Source organism: Streptococcus parasanguinis, assembly GCF_001073155.1.
Taxonomy (GTDB): domain Bacteria; phylum Bacillota; class Bacilli; order Lactobacillales; family Streptococcaceae; genus Streptococcus; species Streptococcus parasanguinis_D.
The window spans coordinates 13,961-30,974 of sequence record NZ_JVEE01000020.1 but is presented as its reverse complement, the minus strand read 5'-3'; the positions used below and the strand labels follow the sequence as shown (position 1 = coordinate 30,974).

Sequence of the window (17,014 nt, the reverse complement as noted above, 5' to 3'; positions counted from 1 at the left end):
TCCTCCGCACCCTATCATACCAAAAATTAGTCTTTTTCGCTATTTTCTGATGGTTCCTTGGTCTCTTTTGGCGTCTCTTCAGAAGGCGTTTCGGTCCCTGCCTTCTCCTTATCTTTCTGTTTCTTCTTCATTTCTTTTTGGCTCTTGCTACTTTCTTTTTCTTCCCTTACTGGAAGGACAAACTCATAGCTTTCGTCATTCATCTCAGCTCGGGCATGAAGAAAACCGCTGTCCTTCTTTAGCTGAACTGTTCCAGACTTTAAATGAATCTCTGATGTCTTCTCATCACTCTTTCTCTTTTCAAGAGCCAGTTGTACCAAAGCGTAGGCCCGAAGACGCTCTTGACTCGTCTTTAAGATTCGTCTTTCCGCAACCTGTCGGTGCAGGTAAAACTGAAGTAAGAGACTAAAAATCGCTGCCATCAAGAGAGCGTAAAGCAAGACACCAGCCTTAACTTTTTTCATTTTGCATCGCTGGTACCACATGGTAGACATACTCCCTTTCTAGACCTTCTTCGAAATTCAACCGCAGATGAATCAACTCTCCCTCCTGCCAAATTTGGCTAGAGCGAACCTCTGAAATCATAGGCTGATAGCCCCTGCCCTTATCATCTGTTTTTCGGATATCATCTCCTTTAGATTGACCAATGGCAATTGGTTTTTGATCCTGAACCAAGTAGATATGATTGTCCGCTACTTTTTCAAAATGGCTCCGATCCAATTCCACCTGCAATTGTTGCTGAAAAAGTATCCATTCTTCCTGCTTTTGATGCGCCTGGTAGTCCAATTCAGCATGCAGGAGCTTGGTCAAGCCTTGAAAGACCAACACTCCCCCACTAAGCACTAAGAGAGCGACCAAGGCTTCGAGCAGGGTAAAGGCCTTGACCTTTCCTTTATTCCACATGCAGTACCACCTTTCCTTGATGATAGACCGTGAGTTGATCGGCATCTTTTTCGACTTGAACTTGAATACCATTGGCCTCTAGATGATTTTGCCCTGTCTGAAGCGCCATTTGAGCGACAGATAAGACCTCTACCTCTTTGAAATCCGCTAGTCGCTCCTTGCGCGAACGCCGGATCTCCCCTAACAATAAGGTCGTAATCATGGCAAATAAACCCAAGGCAACTAAGGATTCTATGAGAATACTAGCGGGAACGGATGCTTTTTTTAATTTTCCCATTTCCAAGCGACAGTTGATAGGTCACCACTCCTCTCTGTGTCTGAAAGTGAACATTGGCCAGGGATGAATTGCCACCTGCACGGTCTAAACGAATAGTTTTAGGATCTTGCAAAATGACAGAATCAGGAATCTCCACCGTCTGGTAGGGCGTTTGAATCTTCCTTGCAGTCACTTCAACATCCAATTCCGTTTGCCTTGCCAAGGCTATCTTTTGGCTTTCTTGATAGAGGTGTTCAAACTCTGCAAAAAATACTTTTTCTTCCACCTGCTGAAAGCTCGTCTTGATCGATCCCGATAAGCCCAGATAGATAAAACTGACGATCATCAAGGTCAGAAGGGTCTCCACCAAGGTGAAGGCCTTAATCTGCAACCGCACGAGTTTCTCCACTATTTTTCGCATAATAGGCACGATAAGATTCTGCTTGTTTGTTGGTAATATTTCCATCAGCAATTAGCTTTGATAGAGTGGCTTGGTCATTGGTATGATTGAGCTCGTACAATTCAGCCTGACTTTCGACCACCTTCACAACCGCTGCATTTCCTGTCTCTTTCACGGAGTCTTTTTGCTTGGTCAAATTCGGCACAAAGAGCAATAAGAGCACACTGATGATCAATAAGACCACCAACATTTCAATAAGTGTAAAAGCTTTAACCTTATAAGTTTTTAATTTTTTCATAAATGAACCTCCATATTTTGATAAATCGGCAGCAACATGGCTGCATAGAGTAACACAATCACAAGAGCTACAAAGACAAACACCAAGGGTTGTATCACATTCATGGCCTTGTGAACCCGACGAAAGAAATCTTCCCATGTTTTTTCAGCGTAGATCTCTAGCTCACTTCCGAGCTTTGATTTGACTTCACCATATTCAATCATAAGGGGCAATTCTTTTTTGAAAAAAGGATACCCCCTGACCGTTTCTGAAAAGGACTGGCCACGGTCTAAAGAAAGAGCTAAGTCCCTTCCAATCTCTTGAAAAAGCTGGGATTTTTGCTCCTGCATCATGGAAAAAATCTGAGACAACTCCAATCCTTGCCCAATCAGATTGCCCCATTCTCTGGCATAATAGGCTGTCAAATAAGCTTGAATCATGCCTTTTCCGAAAGGCAGATGAGACAAGCTTCTAAAAACCTTGATCTTGCCTGACTGTCGATAATAGAGAAAGCCGAGTAAGAAGAAGCCCACAAGTCCCGCTCCTAAGGCCAAAAAGAGTTGCGGGAAGGAACTGATCACTTGCGTCCCAATATTTTGAGCATCCATTTGAGGGAGCAAATAATTGCGCAAGCCTAGCATAATCAGCACTAAAAATCCAAGCAAGATGAGAGGATAAGTGCTCACCTCAATCAGCTTTTTCTTGACCTTGCGCATGTTTTCAAGGTAAGCACTGATTTTCTCCAAGCTCAATATAAGATTGCCATGAAGCTCAGCGAGAGACAGCTGTGTCGTCACTGCATCTGAAAAACCGATCCCCGCCATCATCTCTGAAAAACTCCGTCCCCGAGAAAGGTCCTCTCGCATCTGGGAAACCAAACGACTCTCCACTAGGTGAGAACGATCCAGAAAATCGACAATCTCAGACAGATGAAAACCACTCGAATAAAGATTCAAAAACAATTCGATGATTTGCTTTTGTTTAGCGGTAGATAATTTTTTCGGCTTGGGCCTGAGCCAGCTGGATATATCCCGATTGAGCCAAGAGATCCATTTGTTGGTTCCAGCGGCTGGCTGAGTGCTCTTGGTAGTTTTCCGTCGCAAAATCGACCACACCTCCTCCTGCAATTAATCGTTGGTAGCAAATACCTTGTAAAACAATCTTGAGCTCTTCCTCACTCACTCCAAGCTCTAAAAGTCGCTCATAAACACCTCGAACGCTCTTAGCATGAATCGTAGAGAAGACGGTTACCCCTGTCAAACTAGCTCGTACGACCGCACGAGCTGTTTCCCTATCTCGAATCTCTCCAATAATGAGAAGGTCCGGCCGATGGCGTAAGGAGAGTTTGATCAGATTGTCATAGGTCATGCCGATCTGGTCATTCAGCTGAAGTTGAAGCATATTGTCCTGCTTGATCTCGACAGGGTCTTCAATAGACATGACTTGCTGGTCCGCAAAGCGCTCTTGCGCCAACGCATGCATGAGAGTGGTCTTTCCCGAACCAACAGGACCTGCAAAAAGATAAAGCCCACGACCAGCCAATTTCTTCTTCAAGTCCGGCAACTGATCAAACCAAAACCGCAATTCGCGTTCCTCATCATGCAAGAGCCGAATGACCAAGCTTTCATAACCACGATAATCCCCCACCGTCGACAAGCGAATCGAGACCACTCCATTCTCCAAAGGGTAATCACACGATCCTAGCTGGCTGCGCCTTTTTTCTCCCACATTCATCCCTGCCACGAACTTAAAGTGGCTGATAATAGCCGTCATCTCCTCAAAAGGGAAGGACTGCACAAAGCGCCTCTCGTCTCCCACCCTCATAAAAACCTGGTACTCCTCCTTCCGAGGAATGAAGTAGAGATCCTGAGCCTCTTCCTTCTTTCCCATACGGATCAGTTTTTTTGCAATTTCTTGAACCATAGTTCCTCCTCTCACTTATACTATTCGAAAAAGAAGACAAAAAAAGAAGACTTTCTAGATCGCTCTAAAAAATCTTCCGAATGTCTCTTATGACAGGGTTGTCCCCTTTTTTGAATCGAGTGTATATTGACAAGAACGGTGTTTGCGACTGCCTCTTTCCTTTTCGTAGCCTGGGCGGAGCTTGCTTTTAGGGATCTTGTGCTCGTCTTCTAAGAGGACAATCGAGTGGAAAAACTGTACATCTTCACTGCAGTCCTCACACCACTCTTGCTCCTTGGTATCCCAAAAGATCGTCATGAGGTCACTCCGACTCTTATAACTTGGAAAGTGCTCATTTAACTCCAACCATTTCTGCTTGTAGTATTTCAAAGCCTGGTAATAGTCTTCAAACTTCCGACTACTCACGATATCTTCTTCCCAACCATCTAAAAACCACCAGGGTTCACAGTCCCCGTACATTTCAATCACTCGATACATAAACTCTTCCATCCTTTGTATCCTCTATTATATAGAAAATCCTTTGAGAATAAAAGTTTTCTGCTCATAGCATGATTTTCCAGGTAGTTTTCAGGTGTTTTTCATCAATATTTTCCAAAAATAGACTACTTGATTTCTCTTGGGTCCTTTTTTCAAAAAAAGCCGGAACTTGTAGTTCCGACTTATTTTCTTATTCTTCTACGACTTCAGCTGTTTGAACTTCATCGACTGTTCCATCTGTTAATGGCACTTCTTCGATAATTTCAACTTCATTAATCGCTTGTGGTTCCAAGTTACGGTAACGAGCCATACCTGTACCTGCAGGAATAATCTTACCAATGATAACATTTTCCTTCAGTCCAAGGAGATGGTCTTTCTTACCGCGGATCGCTGCGTCAGTAAGGACACGAGTTGTTTCCTGGAAGGAAGCCGCTGACAAGAAACTGTTGGTTTCAAGAGAGGCTTTGGTAATTCCCATAAGGACTGGACGAGCAGTCGCAGGAACTCCACCAGAGATAAGGACATCTTTATTGGCATCTGTAAAGTCTGTAATGTCCATCAGAGTACCCATGAGAAGGTCTGTATCTCCTGGATCCATGACACGTACTTTACGGATCATTTGACGCACCATTACCTCGATGTGTTTGTCGCCGATTTCTACCCCTTGGCTACGGTATACTTTTTGTACTTCCGCAAGAAGGTAAGTTTCAACAGACAAGACATCACGAACGGCAAGGAGACGTTTTGGTTGGATAGACCCTTCTGTCAGAGCCGCACCACGAGAGACTTGATCTCCCACTTCGACTTTCATGCGAGCAGTGTAAGGGACAACATATTCGCCTTCACCAGTTGCTCCGCTAACAAAGACTTTCTTGGTCCGAGTAGAAGCATCTTCTTCGATCGCTGTGACTTCCCCTTTGACCTCAGTGATGACCGCTTCCCCTTTTGGATTGCGGGCTTCAAAGATTTCTTGGACACGAGGAAGACCTTGCGTGATATCGGTATTTGAGGCAACCCCACCCGTGTGGAAGGTACGCATGGTCAACTGTGTACCAGGTTCCCCGATAGATTGGGCTGCGATGGTTCCGACTGCTTCACCCACTTCAACCGCATCACCAGTCGCCAAGTTGATACCATAACAGTGACGGCAGACACCATGGCGGGTGTTACACGTAAAGACAGAGCGGATAGTGACTTCTTCCACACCAGCTTTGACAATTTCACGTGCTAGGTCTTCTGAAATCAAGGTATCTGGACCAACGATGACTTCACCTGTTTCAGGATGTTTAACAGATTTCTTGGTATAACGACCAGTCAAGCGTTCTTCGAGTGGCTCGATCATTTCCTTACCATCAGTAATGGCACGAATCACAAGTCCACGGTCTGTTCCACAGTCGTCTTCACGGATAATCACGTCTTGGGCCACGTCAACCAAACGACGAGTCAAGTAACCTGAGTCGGCGGTCTTCAAGGCCGTATCGGTCATCCCTTTACGGGCACCGTGAGTTGAGAAGAACATTTCGAGTACTGACAAACCTTCGCGGAAGTTTGACAGGATTGGCAATTCCATGATCCGTCCGTTTGGAGCGGCCATCAAACCACGCATACCGGCAAGTTGCGAGAAGTTTGAGATGTTACCACGGGCTCCAGAGTCCATCATCATAACGATTGGGTTCTTCGGATCTTGGTTATCTACCAAGCGTTTTTCCAATTTCTCACGGGCTGCACGCCATTCAGCTGTAACGGCATTGTAGCGTTCGTCATCTGTGATCAAACCACGACGGAATTGTTTGGTGATTTGTTCCACACGTTTGTGAGATTCTTCAATGATTTCTGCCTTGTCTTCAACGACCGGAATATCAGCAATCCCCACTGTCAAACCAGCAAGGGTTGAATGATGGTAACCCAAGTCTTTCAAGCGGTCCAAGAAAGCAGACGTTTCAGTTGTACGGAAGCGTTTGAAGATTTCTGCGATGATATTTCCAAGATTTTTCTTCTTGAATGGAACATTTAATTCCAATTTCTCAATCGCTGCTTTGACATCTTGACCAGGCTCCAAGAAATACTTAGCTGGAACGCCTTCTGTCAAGTTGGCATTATTTGGCTCTTGAAGGTATGGAAGTTCTGCAGGCATGATATCGTTAAAGAGGATCTTACCAACAGTTGTCAAGAGAATCTTGTGTTGTTGCGCTTCTGTCCATGGTTTGTTCAAGCTATCGGTCGCAATTCCGACACGGGTATGCAAGTGAACATAGCCATTGCGAAGAGCCATGACTGCTTCATCACGGTCTTTAAAGACCATGCCTTCCCCTTCACGACCAGCTTCTTCCATAGTGAGGTAGTAGTTCCCCAATACCATATCCTGAGATGGGGTAACAACTGGTTTTCCGTCTTTTGGATTCAAGATGTGCTCAGCAGCCAACATCAAGATACGAGCTTCTGCTTGAGCTTCTTCTGAAAGCGGTACGTGGATGGCCATTTGGTCCCCGTCAAAGTCGGCATTGTAGGCTTCACAGACAAGTGGGTGCAAGCGAAGGGCTTTCCCGTCAATCAATACAGGTTCAAAGGCTTGGATTCCCAAACGGTGAAGGGTCGGTGCGCGGTTCAAGAGAACTGGGTGTTCTTTGATCACTTCTTCTAGGATATCCCAGATGCGTTCATCTCCACGTTCGACCAAGCGTTTTGCAGCTTTGACGTTTTGCACGATATCACGCGCAACGATTTCACGCATGACGAATGGTTTGAAGAGCTCGATCGCCATTTCACGTGGCACACCACATTGGTACATCTTAAGAGTTGGACCAACGGCGATAACAGAACGTCCTGAGAAGTCAACCCGTTTACCGAGCAAGTTTTGACGGAAGCGTCCTTGTTTCCCTTTGAGCATGTGGCTCAATGATTTCAATGGACGGCTACCTGGTCCTGTGATCGGACGACCACGACGACCGTTATCGATCAAAGCATCAACGGCTTCTTGGAGCATCCGTTTTTCGTTTTGTACGATGATACCAGGGGCATTCAACTCAAGCAAACGTGCCAAACGGTTGTTCCGGTTGATCACACGGCGGTAAAGGTCGTTCAAGTCAGAGGCAGCAAAACGGCCACCATCCAATTGGACCATCGGACGAAGATCTGGTGGAATAACCGGAAGGATGTTGAGGACCATCCATTCTGGCTTGTTGCCAGATTTGTAGAAGGCATCCAAGACATCCAAACGACGCACAGCCTTCACACGTTTTTGACCAGTTGCAGTCTTCAATTCTTCTTTCAAGAGAGCAATTTCAGCTTCCAGATCCACTTGTTTCAAGAGGTCTTGGATCGCTTCCGCACCCATCTTAGCTACAAAGGAACCTGGTCCGTATTCACGCAAGCGTTCACGGTATTCACGTTCTGTCATGATGGATTTATGCTCAAGTGGTGTATCTTTTGGATCGATCACCACGTAAGCTGCGAAGTAGATAACTTCTTCAAGGGCACGAGGGCTCATATCTAAGGTCAATCCCATACGAGAAGGGATGCCTTTGAAGTACCAGATGTGTGATACAGGCGCTTTCAACTCGATGTGCCCCATGCGTTCACGACGAACTTTCGCACGTGTTACTTCAACCCCACAGCGGTCACAAACGATCCCTTTGTAACGGATCCGTTTGTATTTCCCACACGCACATTCCCAGTCTTTTGTAGGTCCAAAGATGACTTCATCAAAGAGACCTTCACGTTCTGGTTTCAATGTACGGTAGTTGATTGTTTCAGGTTTCTTGACCTCTCCATAAGACCATGAACGGACCTTGCTTGGAGAAGCTAGGGTGATTTGCATACTTTTAAAACGATTTACATCAACCACTATTTCTTACCTTTCCTTGTTTTCATACTTGTTTCATTTGGATACAGCTTAGGTGGGGAAAGAAAGAAAACTTTCTTGCCACCTCCTTGTGGTCTGTATCTTGTTATCGAATCATCCTGTCAGAAGCATTGGTTTCTCACAAGACAATCATTTTTACTGATTATTTTTCTGATTCTTCAGCATCAAAGGCTGCTTTTGCTTCCTTGGCTGCTTTTTCACGTGCTTTTTCAAGGTCGTCCACATGAATCACATCATCGTCTTCCCCTTCATCGAGGTCACGAAGTTCTACTTCTTGATCATCTTCGTCCAAGACACGCATGTCAAGACCAAGAGATTGCAATTCTTTGACAAGAACGCGGAAGGATTCTGGTACACCTGGTTTTGGAATTGGTTTACCTTTGGTAATCGCTTCATAAGCTTTCAAACGTCCGTTGACATCATCTGACTTGTAAGTCAAGATTTCTTGAAGGACATTTGATGCACCATAAGCCTCAAGGGCCCACACTTCCATTTCCCCGAAACGTTGTCCACCAAACTGAGCTTTCCCTCCGAGTGGTTGTTGGGTAACCATTGAGTACGGTCCGACTGAACGGGCATGGAGTTTATCATCAACCATGTGGTGAAGCTTGATCATGTACATGACACCGACAGAAACACGGTTGTCAAACGGCTCACCTGTACGTCCATCGTAAAGGATGGTCTTGGCATCGCTATCCATACCAGCTTCTTTCACAGTATCCCAGAGGTCTTCTGAGCTTGCTCCATCAAAGACTGGTGTTGCGATGTGGATACCCAAGTTACGAGCCGCCATACCAAGGTGAAGTTCCATAACCTGACCGATATTCATACGTGATGGCACCCCAAGAGGGTTCAACATGATATCAACTGGTGTACCGTCTGGAAGGTAAGGCATGTCTTCAACTGGAACAATACGAGACACAACCCCTTTGTTTCCGTGACGACCGGCCATCTTATCTCCGACGCGGATCTTGCGTTTTTGTGCGATGTAAACACGAACCAACATGTTGACACCAGATTGCAATTCATCTCCGTTTGCACGCGTAAAGATCTTAACATCACGAACGACTCCATCTCCACCGTGAGGTACACGAAGTGATGTATCACGCACTTCACGAGATTTATCTCCAAAGATCGCGTGCAGGAGACGTTCTTCAGCAGAAAGGTCTTTTTCACCCTTCGGTGTGACCTTACCGACAAGGATATCTCCTTCTTTTACTTCCGCACCAATACGGATAATACCTGTTTCATCCAAGTCACGAAGAGCATCTTCCCCAACGTTTGGAATTTCACGGGTTATTTCTTCAGGGCCTAACTTGGTATCGCGTGTTTCTGATTCGAATTCTTCCAAGTGAACAGATGTGTAGACATCTTCTTTCACCAAGCGTTCGCTCATGATAACGGCATCCTCGAAGTTATACCCTTCCCAAGTCATGTAAGCGACGATTGGGTTTTGACCAAGGGCCATTTCCCCTTTTTCCATCGATGGTCCGTCAGCGATAAAGTCGCCTTTTTCAACAACATCGCCAACTTTTACAAGGGTACGTTGGTTGTAAGCCGTACCTGAGTTTGAACGACGGAATTTTTGGATATGGTAAACATCAAGAGATCCATCTTCCCGACGAACTTCTACCTTGTCTGCATCTGCATAAGTAACTTTACCATCGTGTTGAGCAATGACTGCAGCTCCTGAGTCATGGGCTGCTTGGTATTCCATACCAGTACCCACGTAAGGGGCTTTTGGATCGATCAATGGCACAGCCTGACGTTGCATGTTGGCACCCATGAGGGCACGGTTGGAGTCATCGTTTTCCAAGAAAGGAATACATGCTGTCGCAACGGCCACTACTTGTTTTGGAGATACGTCCATGTAGTCGACTTGATCAGATGGGAATTCTTGGTTGTTACCACGGTGACGTCCCATGACGATTGGCTCAGCAAAGCCACCTTTTTCGTTCAACTTAGAGTTGGCCTGAGCGACGATGTACTCATCTTCTTCATCGGCTGTCAACCAAACGATTTCGTTGGTGACTACACCTTTTTCACGGTCCACTTTACGGTATGGCGTTTGAATGAAACCATATTTGTTCAAGTGTCCATAAGATGACAAGTTGTTGATCAAACCGATGTTTGGTCCTTCAGGTGTTTCGATCGGACACATACGACCATAGTGGGTATAGTGTACGTCACGCACTTCATATCCGGCACGGTCACGTGTCAAACCACCAGGCCCTAAGGCAGACAAACGACGTTTGTGAGACAACTCAGAAAGTGGGTTGTGTTGGTCCATGAACTGTGACAACTGTGAAGATCCAAAGAATTCTTTAATTGCTGCAGTTACTGGACGGATGTTGATGATTTGTTGTGGTGTCAAGACATCGTTATCTTGTACAGACATCCGTTCGCGAACGTTTCGTTCCATCCGTGAAAGTCCAAGACGCACTTGGTTGGCAAGCAATTCACCAACGGCACGAATCCGACGATTTCCAAGGTGGTCGATATCATCCACGCGACCAATACCTTCTGCAAGGTTCAAGAAATAGCTCATTTCTGCCAAGATATCAGCTGGAGTTACGATGCGCACTTTGTCAGATGGGTTGGCATTTCCGATGATGGTAACAACGCGGTCTGGATCTGTTGGAGCGACAACTTTGAATTTTTGCAATTCTACTGGTTCTGTCAAAACAGCAGCATCATTTGGAATGTAGGTAATTTTGTTCAAACCGTTATCCAATTGTTCTGAGATGCTGTCGATCACATCGCGCGTCATGACAGTACCAGCTTCTACAAGGATTTCCCCTGTTTCAGCATCTACCAATGGTTCTGCGATTGTTTGGTTCAACAAGCGGTTCTTGATATTGAGTTTCTTGTTGATCTTGTAGCGACCAACTGGTGCCAAGTCATAACGACGTGGATCAAAGAAACGAGCCACCAACAAGCTACGTGAGCTTTCCGCTGTTTTTGGTTCACCTGGACGAAGACGCTCGTAGATTTCTTTGAGGGCTTCATCTGTCCGTGAATCCATTGGATTTTTGTGGATATCTTTTTCAATGGTATTGCGAACCAATTCGCTGTCCCCAAAGATATCGATGATTTCATCATCTCCAGAGAATCCAAGAGCACGCACAAGGGTTGTAAATGGAATCTTACGTGTGCGGTCGATACGTGTGTAAGCAATGTCTTTTGAGTCGGTTTCAAGCTCTAACCAAGCCCCACGGTTAGGGATAACAGTTGATCCATAACCAACCTTCCCATTCTTGTCCACCTTATCATTGAAGTAGACACCTGGTGAGCGGACCAACTGAGATACGATAATCCGTTCTCCACCATTGATGATGAAAGTTCCCATTTCAGTCATGATTGGGAAATCACCAAAGAAAACTTCTTGGGTCTTGATTTCACCTGTTTCTTTGTTGACCAAACGGAAGGTCACAAAGATTGGTGCTGAGTAGCTGGCATCGTGGATGCGTGCTTCTTCAAGCGAATACTTAGGTTCGCGGATTTCATAACCCACAAATTCCAATTCCATTGTATCCGTGAAGTTTGAGATGGGAAGCACATCTTCAAATACTTCCTTCAAGCCATGATCCAAGAAATCTTTGAATGAGTCTGTCTGGATTTCAATCAAGTTTGGTAAATCAAGAACCTCTTTGATTCTTGAAAAACTACGACGGGTCCGATGTTTCCCGTATTGAACGTCATGTCCTGCCAAAGTTTTTAGCTCCTTTTTCTATACTAGGATAGCTTGGTAACATCACACCTACCACCTATCCGGTTTTAACTACAATTGTGTGATTTGCATCACGTGAAGAGCTGTCTCTTCACCTTATTCGTCGCTTTTTGTAATTTTTAGAAAAATTAAATTTGTGTAACAAACTAGGGTTTTCCTGAAAAATAGGCACAAAAAGAGCAGCTAAATCGACTTATTCAAGTAAGATTTAACTGCTGTAAGCTCTTATTTGGACAATATTTCAAATAAAGCACACGACAAATTAGTTATCACTATTATATCGTTTTTTGCTCCAAAAATCAAGGCTTTCTCTAGGTTTTCTACTGGATCAGACTAGCGTCGATTGCCGCGATTGGAACTATTTCGATTTGAATTATTGCTTGATGAACTATTGGTTGTCGAATTGTTCTTATTATTCGACTGATTGCCACTGGTATTGCCGAGAATTGCTGCCCAAGCACTTTGATAATCGCTATCCGATCCCCCGATGGCAAAGCGGTATTGAGTGGTTGGCGCTCCGTTTTTAGCCCAAAGACTCGTCACCATTTGACCGCTCACATCGATATCCCGGCCATTGACATTGACGCGGCCCGGTCTTTCACCAGTCGATTTGAGCACTTCAGAGCGGATCACACTCTTATCGAGAGTGAATTTATCCTGAATCCCAAAGAGACTTGGATCTGCTTGGTAGATCGCATTCGCCAACTGCGCCATGTATTGGGCATTGTTGTTGTATCCAGTCAAGGTCTGCATAGAAGCATTGTTGTCATGGCCAATCCAACCTCCTAAAGAAACATTAGGGGTGGACAGCATGAGCCACATATCTCCATTTGAGTTGGTCGTACCGGTTTTTCCAATCCAGTCAGCACCCGCCAGTGTTGGATTGATTTGGCTAATCCGTGACTTAAAGGTCGTTGTAGCACCAGACGTAATAACCCCGCGCAAGAGATCCTGCATAATCGTTGCCGTTGCTGGAGAGTAAACACGAACAGGATCTGCCTCGTGCTTGTAGACTACGTCCCCATCTCGATCAATGATTTGCTCTACCATATAGCGTTTGAGGTAGTTCCCATTGTTAGCAATGGTTTGGAAACCATTGGTATGTTGGGCAACAGTGACCTCAATTCCTCCCCCCATTGGCAGGCTTTCAATGCCATATTCAGGGATATCATAGCCCATTTTCTTCATGTAGGATGGGACATCCACACCCTTTTCACGAAGAGTCCGGTAAGTCCAGTAAGCTGGAATATTCCATGAGGTATTGAGGGCCTCACGGAGATCCATCATGGCTGTTCCTCGGCTATCCACGTGCATGATTGGCTCACCACTTGAGAAATTAGTCGGATAGTTAGAAAGGATGCTATTGCTTCCCATCAAGCCTTGGTCGATGGCAATCCCATAGGCCAACAGTGGTTTGATAGTAGACCCTGGGGAACGTTCTGTATCAAAGGCATGGTTGTTTTGGTTGCCGTCAAAATTCCGTCCGCCGATAAATCCTAAAACGGCACCCGTTCGGTTGTCCATAAGGACATTCCCAACTTCTACAAAACCTGTCCCATCATCCAAGACGCTTCCAAAGTTTGCTACTGCGGCCTGCATCGCATTGTGAACCGGTTTGTTAATCGTGGTTTGAATGGTGTAGCCACCTTCGCGCAACTCGCTCTCAGCTAATTCTTGGTAAGCCTTGACGGTTTCATTATTTTTCAAGTCTTGCTTGGTGACATTGTCTCGCTTGATCAAGTAATCATACATGGCCTCTTTTGCTTCTGCCATGGCTTGGAAGTAGAGGTAGTCATGCGGTGTTTTCTCGATGCCATCTGGAGCGATGAAGTCTTTGGTCAAGTCGTACTGAGCATAGGTCTCGTAGTCTTTTTTCGACAAGGCTCCCGTCCGGTACATATTGAACAAAACGTCTTTGGCACGCGCCAAACCTAACTCGAGGTTTTCTTTGCTCTTTAGGCTACCGTCTGCAGCATAAGGAGAGTAGACAATCGGACTTTGTGGCAAGCCAGCGATAAAGGCCGCTTGTGGAACAGACAAGTCTTTTGCAGAGACGCCAAAGATCCCTTGAGCCGCAGCTTCCACACCCGCAATATTTTGTCCCCGATTGTTTCGTCCAAAAGGCGAAACATTTAAGTAGGTGGTTAGGATTTCATTTTTATTCATTCCCCGCTCTAAAGTCAAGGCATCGACAATCTCTGTCGCCTTACGAGTAAAGGTCGGAGCGTCTCCCACAACTTGCTGTTTGATCAACTGCTGGGTTAGGGTTGATCCCCCACTAGAGGAACCCACACCGGCTACGGATCCAAGTGTTGCCCGAAGAACGGCTTTAGGGACAACCCCCTTGTGGCTTTCAAAATTCTCATCCTCAGTAGCGATCACAGCCTTCTTGACATTGTCTGAAATGGCATCTCCAGCTACCGGCGTGCGGATCAAATCGCTGTCCACTTCTGCAATCAAGCTCTTATCGGAATAGGTCAGGTTTGAAACACTGCTGACGTCGCGAACCTGCTGGACCAATTCTTCTGTCTTTGGAACCTTGACGTTGCTAAAGAGGCTCGCCGCATAACCAATCCCAATCCCTGCGCCAAATAAAAAGAGGCACACGAACAGGGCGATCATCACATCCCACAAGAGTTTGAGGGTTCGTAAAAAGGTCGCAAAAATATCACCGACAGACCAGCTACTTTCCTCATTTTTTTCCTTATTCGGAGTTTCTGTATACATATTTGCAAAGAATTTTTGGACTTTCTTCCAAAACTCTTGCAGCTTCTCTTTTAATTGATTCACTGATTCTTTCTCCTTGTTCCCTATATTATAGCAGATTAGGCCCTTTGTTTTCAATCACAAGAGCGTAGAAATCGTCACTCATTCTTCCTGGGTAAGGATAAGAAAATGATGGAAAGCATTGCCATTTCCGTGGTTTATGGTAGAATAGAGAAATGAATAAACTTATAAAGGAGAAAAGACACATGCACATTTTTGATGAGCTAAAAGAGCGTGGTTTGGTATTTCAAACGACGGATGAAGAAGCCTTGCGCAAAGCACTGGAAGAAGGTCAGGTTTCTTATTATACTGGTTATGATCCAACTGCTGACAGCCTTCACCTTGGTCACTTGGTTGCCATCTTGACGAGCCGTCGTCTTCAACTAGCAGGCCACAAACCTTATGCGCTCGTTGGCGGTGCGACTGGTCTCATTGGAGATCCGTCCTTCAAAGATGCTGAACGTAGTCTCCAAACAAAAGAAACTGTACAAGAATGGGTTCGCTCCATTCAAGGGCAATTGTCTCGTTTCCTCGATTTTGAAAATGGGGACAATAAAGCCGAAATGGTCAACAACTACGATTGGTTCGGAAGCATTAGCTTTATTGACTTCCTTCGTGATGTCGGAAAATACTTTACAGTCAATGCTATGATGAGTAAAGAATCTGTTAAAAAACGGATTGAGACAGGGATTTCTTACACAGAGTTTGCCTACCAAATTATGCAAGGCTATGACTTCTACGTCCTCAACCAAGAACACAATGTTACCCTTCAAATCGGTGGATCTGACCAATGGGGAAACATGACAGCTGGTACTGAGTTGATGCGTCGTAAAGCAGATAAAACTGGTCATGTTATGACTGTGCCTTTGATCACAGATGCAACTGGTAAGAAATTCGGTAAATCAGAAGGCAATGCGGTCTGGCTCAATGCAGACAAAACATCTCCATACGAAATGTACCAATTCTGGATGAATGTGATGGATGCGGATGCTGTGCGCTTCTTGAAGATCTTCACTTTCTTGTCACTTGATGAGATTGAAGAGATCCGCAAACAGTTTGAGGCTGCTCCTCATGAACGCTTAGCTCAAAAGATCTTAGCGCGTGAAGTGGTCACCCTTGTCCACGGTGAAGAAGCCTACAAGGAAGCCCTCAACATCACAGAACAACTCTTTGCAGGAAACATCAAAAACCTTTCTGTCAAAGAACTCAAACAAGGCCTTCGTGGTGTGCCAAACTACCAGGTCCAAGCAGAAGACAACCTCAACATTGTTGAACTCTTGGTCACAGCTGGTGTGGTCAATTCTAAACGCCAAGCCCGCGAAGATGTTCAAAACGGAGCTATCTACGTTAACGGCGAACGCATCCAAGACCTTGACTATGTCTTGAGCGATAGCGATAAATTAGAAAACGAATTGACCGTTATCCGTCGCGGTAAGAAAAAATACTTTGTTTTGACTTATTAAGAAAGTAAAACCACGAAGTTTCCTATTAACTTCGTGGTTTTCTTATACACTTTTTTCTGGGACTATTTCCCTTTTCTGCGATGCAACAAAGCTTGGTTGATTCGTTGAGTTTTTTTATGGAGCTGCCAAATCTGATAAAGCCAGATCAGGCCGTAAATAGCTAGAAAGATCAACCAAGGAATCGGGCTCCGTAAGGCTGCCCCCCAGCCAAAAAATAAGTAGGTCAATGCTAAGATGGTAGCTGTCACAACTAAATGCAGGACCACACGCAAACTATAGGTCAAAAACTCTTCTTCCTCAAGAATGAACGTCAAGACTCCCATTGTTCCACTCATTAAAAAGATCGCCAGGATATTGCGGACATTTACAGCGGGATAGACGATGTTAGGATAGACATGGGATAATAACACCAAACACAAATAAAAGAAGGATCCTGTCCTCATACCAGATACAAAATAAGCTATAACTCGTTTCATCACTTTCTCCTATACCCCTAAATAATCCATCAAGGATTTGACATATTTCCGACTGACACTTGATTTTACTCCGCGTGTCAGTTTAGCCATCATATTGCCTGAAAAACTATCCGATAGCGATTCTAAATGGTCGATATTCATCACCGCGTGGCGTGATATCTGTAAAAAATTACGACGATTAATCCGATGTTGAAAATTTGTCAAAGTGTCTCTGACGGTGAACGTTTTGTCTGTCGTATAAATGGTTAGCTGATTCTTATCAATCTCGGCTAGAATAATGTCATCAATTTTCACCATGATCAAATGATCATCTGTTTTGATAGGGATCACTACTTGATTCACTGTCGAAAACTGTTCGAGATAGTCCATCACCTCTCGTGCTTGATCAGATAATTGCTTAGCTTGAATGACCACACAGGGGTTGCTTTCTGGGATATCCTGTTTTTCCTCAAAACGAATCTTCATTCCTACTCCAATTCTC

Annotated in this window: 14 protein-coding genes; 1 reads left to right on the top strand and 13 read right to left on the bottom strand. The window is 44.9% G+C overall.

Translation table 11 applies throughout. From position 1 onward, the window contains the following. Window positions 1-26: 26 nt before the first annotated feature. From comGG to pbp1b, 11 genes are all read right to left on the bottom strand, one after another. Window positions 27-485 carry a competence type IV pilus minor pilin ComGG gene (comGG, locus tag ADH92_RS02680; RefSeq protein ID WP_049496899.1) on the bottom strand — a complete coding sequence of 153 codons (459 nt, stop codon included), beginning with the start codon at window positions 483-485 and terminating at the stop codon, window positions 27-29. Next, window positions 451-903, bottom strand: coding sequence for a competence type IV pilus minor pilin ComGF (comGF, locus tag ADH92_RS02675; RefSeq protein WP_049496849.1), 453 nt, complete (start codon window positions 901-903; stop codon window positions 451-453). The genes comGG and comGF overlap by 35 nt, the downstream gene beginning before the upstream one ends. Then, entirely contained in the window at window positions 893-1,180 is a 288-nt protein-coding gene (gene comGE / locus ADH92_RS02670) for a competence type IV pilus minor pilin ComGE (protein ID WP_003004353.1), read from the bottom strand. The genes comGF and comGE overlap by 11 nt, the downstream gene beginning before the upstream one ends. Next, a complete protein-coding gene (gene comGD / locus ADH92_RS02665; protein ID WP_003004513.1) occupies window positions 1,146-1,550 on the bottom strand; it encodes a competence type IV pilus minor pilin ComGD in 405 nt (134 codons plus the stop codon). The genes comGE and comGD overlap by 35 nt, the downstream gene beginning before the upstream one ends. Continuing rightward, window positions 1,540-1,857, bottom strand: a complete 318-nt coding sequence (gene comGC, locus ADH92_RS02660; RefSeq protein WP_023919650.1) for a competence type IV pilus major pilin ComGC — start codon at window positions 1,855-1,857, stop codon at window positions 1,540-1,542. The genes comGD and comGC overlap by 11 nt, the downstream gene beginning before the upstream one ends. Then, entirely contained in the window at window positions 1,854-2,885 is a 1,032-nt protein-coding gene (comGB, locus tag ADH92_RS02655; RefSeq protein WP_080978951.1) for a competence type IV pilus assembly protein ComGB, read from the bottom strand. The genes comGC and comGB overlap by 4 nt, the downstream gene beginning before the upstream one ends. Continuing rightward, window positions 2,818-3,759 (bottom strand): competence type IV pilus ATPase ComGA, encoded by a 942-nt coding sequence (gene comGA, locus ADH92_RS02650; protein ID WP_049496844.1) that lies wholly within the window; start codon window positions 3,757-3,759, stop codon window positions 2,818-2,820. The genes comGB and comGA overlap by 68 nt, the downstream gene beginning before the upstream one ends. Before the next feature lie 87 nt (window positions 3,760-3,846). Further along, window positions 3,847-4,236 carry a DUF1033 family protein gene (locus ADH92_RS02645; protein ID WP_049496842.1) on the bottom strand — a complete coding sequence of 130 codons (390 nt, stop codon included), beginning with the start codon at window positions 4,234-4,236 and terminating at the stop codon, window positions 3,847-3,849. Between the two features lie 190 nt (window positions 4,237-4,426). Beyond that, on the bottom strand, window positions 4,427-8,080 hold the full coding sequence (gene rpoC / locus ADH92_RS02640) for a DNA-directed RNA polymerase subunit beta' (protein WP_049492130.1): 3,654 nt from the start codon (window positions 8,078-8,080) through the stop codon (window positions 4,427-4,429). 160 nt (window positions 8,081-8,240) lie between these two features. Continuing rightward, window positions 8,241-11,810 (bottom strand): DNA-directed RNA polymerase subunit beta, encoded by a 3,570-nt coding sequence (rpoB, locus tag ADH92_RS02635; RefSeq protein WP_023919659.1) that lies wholly within the window; start codon window positions 11,808-11,810, stop codon window positions 8,241-8,243. A 351-nt stretch (window positions 11,811-12,161) separates the two neighbouring features. Then, window positions 12,162-14,618, bottom strand: coding sequence for a penicillin-binding protein PBP1B (pbp1b, locus tag ADH92_RS02630; protein ID WP_049496840.1), 2,457 nt, complete (start codon window positions 14,616-14,618; stop codon window positions 12,162-12,164). Between the two features lie 182 nt (window positions 14,619-14,800). Between pbp1b and tyrS the strand changes: the two genes are divergently transcribed. After that, window positions 14,801-16,057: a tyrosine--tRNA ligase gene (tyrS, locus tag ADH92_RS02625; RefSeq protein WP_003004779.1), complete on the top strand. Its 1,257-nt coding sequence runs from the start codon at window positions 14,801-14,803 to the stop codon at window positions 16,055-16,057. Window positions 16,058-16,119: 62 nt separating this feature from the next. On the opposite strand, the gene ADH92_RS02620 is transcribed toward tyrS, so the two are convergent. Both ADH92_RS02620 and ADH92_RS02615 read right to left on the bottom strand, forming a co-directional pair. Next, complete coding sequence (locus ADH92_RS02620; protein ID WP_049496835.1) at window positions 16,120-16,533, bottom strand: DUF3021 domain-containing protein; 414 nt, start codon at window positions 16,531-16,533, stop codon at window positions 16,120-16,122. A gap of 9 nt (window positions 16,534-16,542) precedes the next feature. Then, window positions 16,543-16,998, bottom strand: a complete 456-nt coding sequence (locus ADH92_RS02615; protein ID WP_049496832.1) for a LytTR family DNA-binding domain-containing protein — start codon at window positions 16,996-16,998, stop codon at window positions 16,543-16,545. Window positions 16,999-17,014: the final 16 nt, after the last annotated feature.

Coding starts and splice junctions, on each gene's coding strand:
- comGF (WP_049496849.1), bottom strand. CDS start 903: ATGTGGAATAAAGGAAAGGTCAAGGCCTTTACCCTGCTCGAAGCCTTG.
- comGG (WP_049496899.1), bottom strand. CDS start 485: ATGTGGTACCAGCGATGCAAAATGAAAAAAGTTAAGGCTGGTGTCTTG.
- ADH92_RS02615 (WP_049496832.1), bottom strand. CDS start 16,998: ATGAAGATTCGTTTTGAGGAAAAACAGGATATCCCAGAAAGCAACCCC.
- comGC (WP_023919650.1), bottom strand. CDS start 1,857: ATGAAAAAATTAAAAACTTATAAGGTTAAAGCTTTTACACTTATTGAA.
- comGA (WP_049496844.1), bottom strand. CDS start 3,759: ATGGTTCAAGAAATTGCAAAAAAACTGATCCGTATGGGAAAGAAGGAA.
- ADH92_RS02620 (WP_049496835.1), bottom strand. CDS start 16,533: ATGAAACGAGTTATAGCTTATTTTGTATCTGGTATGAGGACAGGATCC.
- tyrS (WP_003004779.1), top strand. CDS start 14,801: ATGCACATTTTTGATGAGCTAAAAGAGCGTGGTTTGGTATTTCAAACG.
- ADH92_RS02645 (WP_049496842.1), bottom strand. CDS start 4,236: ATGTATCGAGTGATTGAAATGTACGGGGACTGTGAACCCTGGTGGTTT.
- comGE (WP_003004353.1), bottom strand. CDS start 1,180: ATGGGAAAATTAAAAAAAGCATCCGTTCCCGCTAGTATTCTCATAGAA.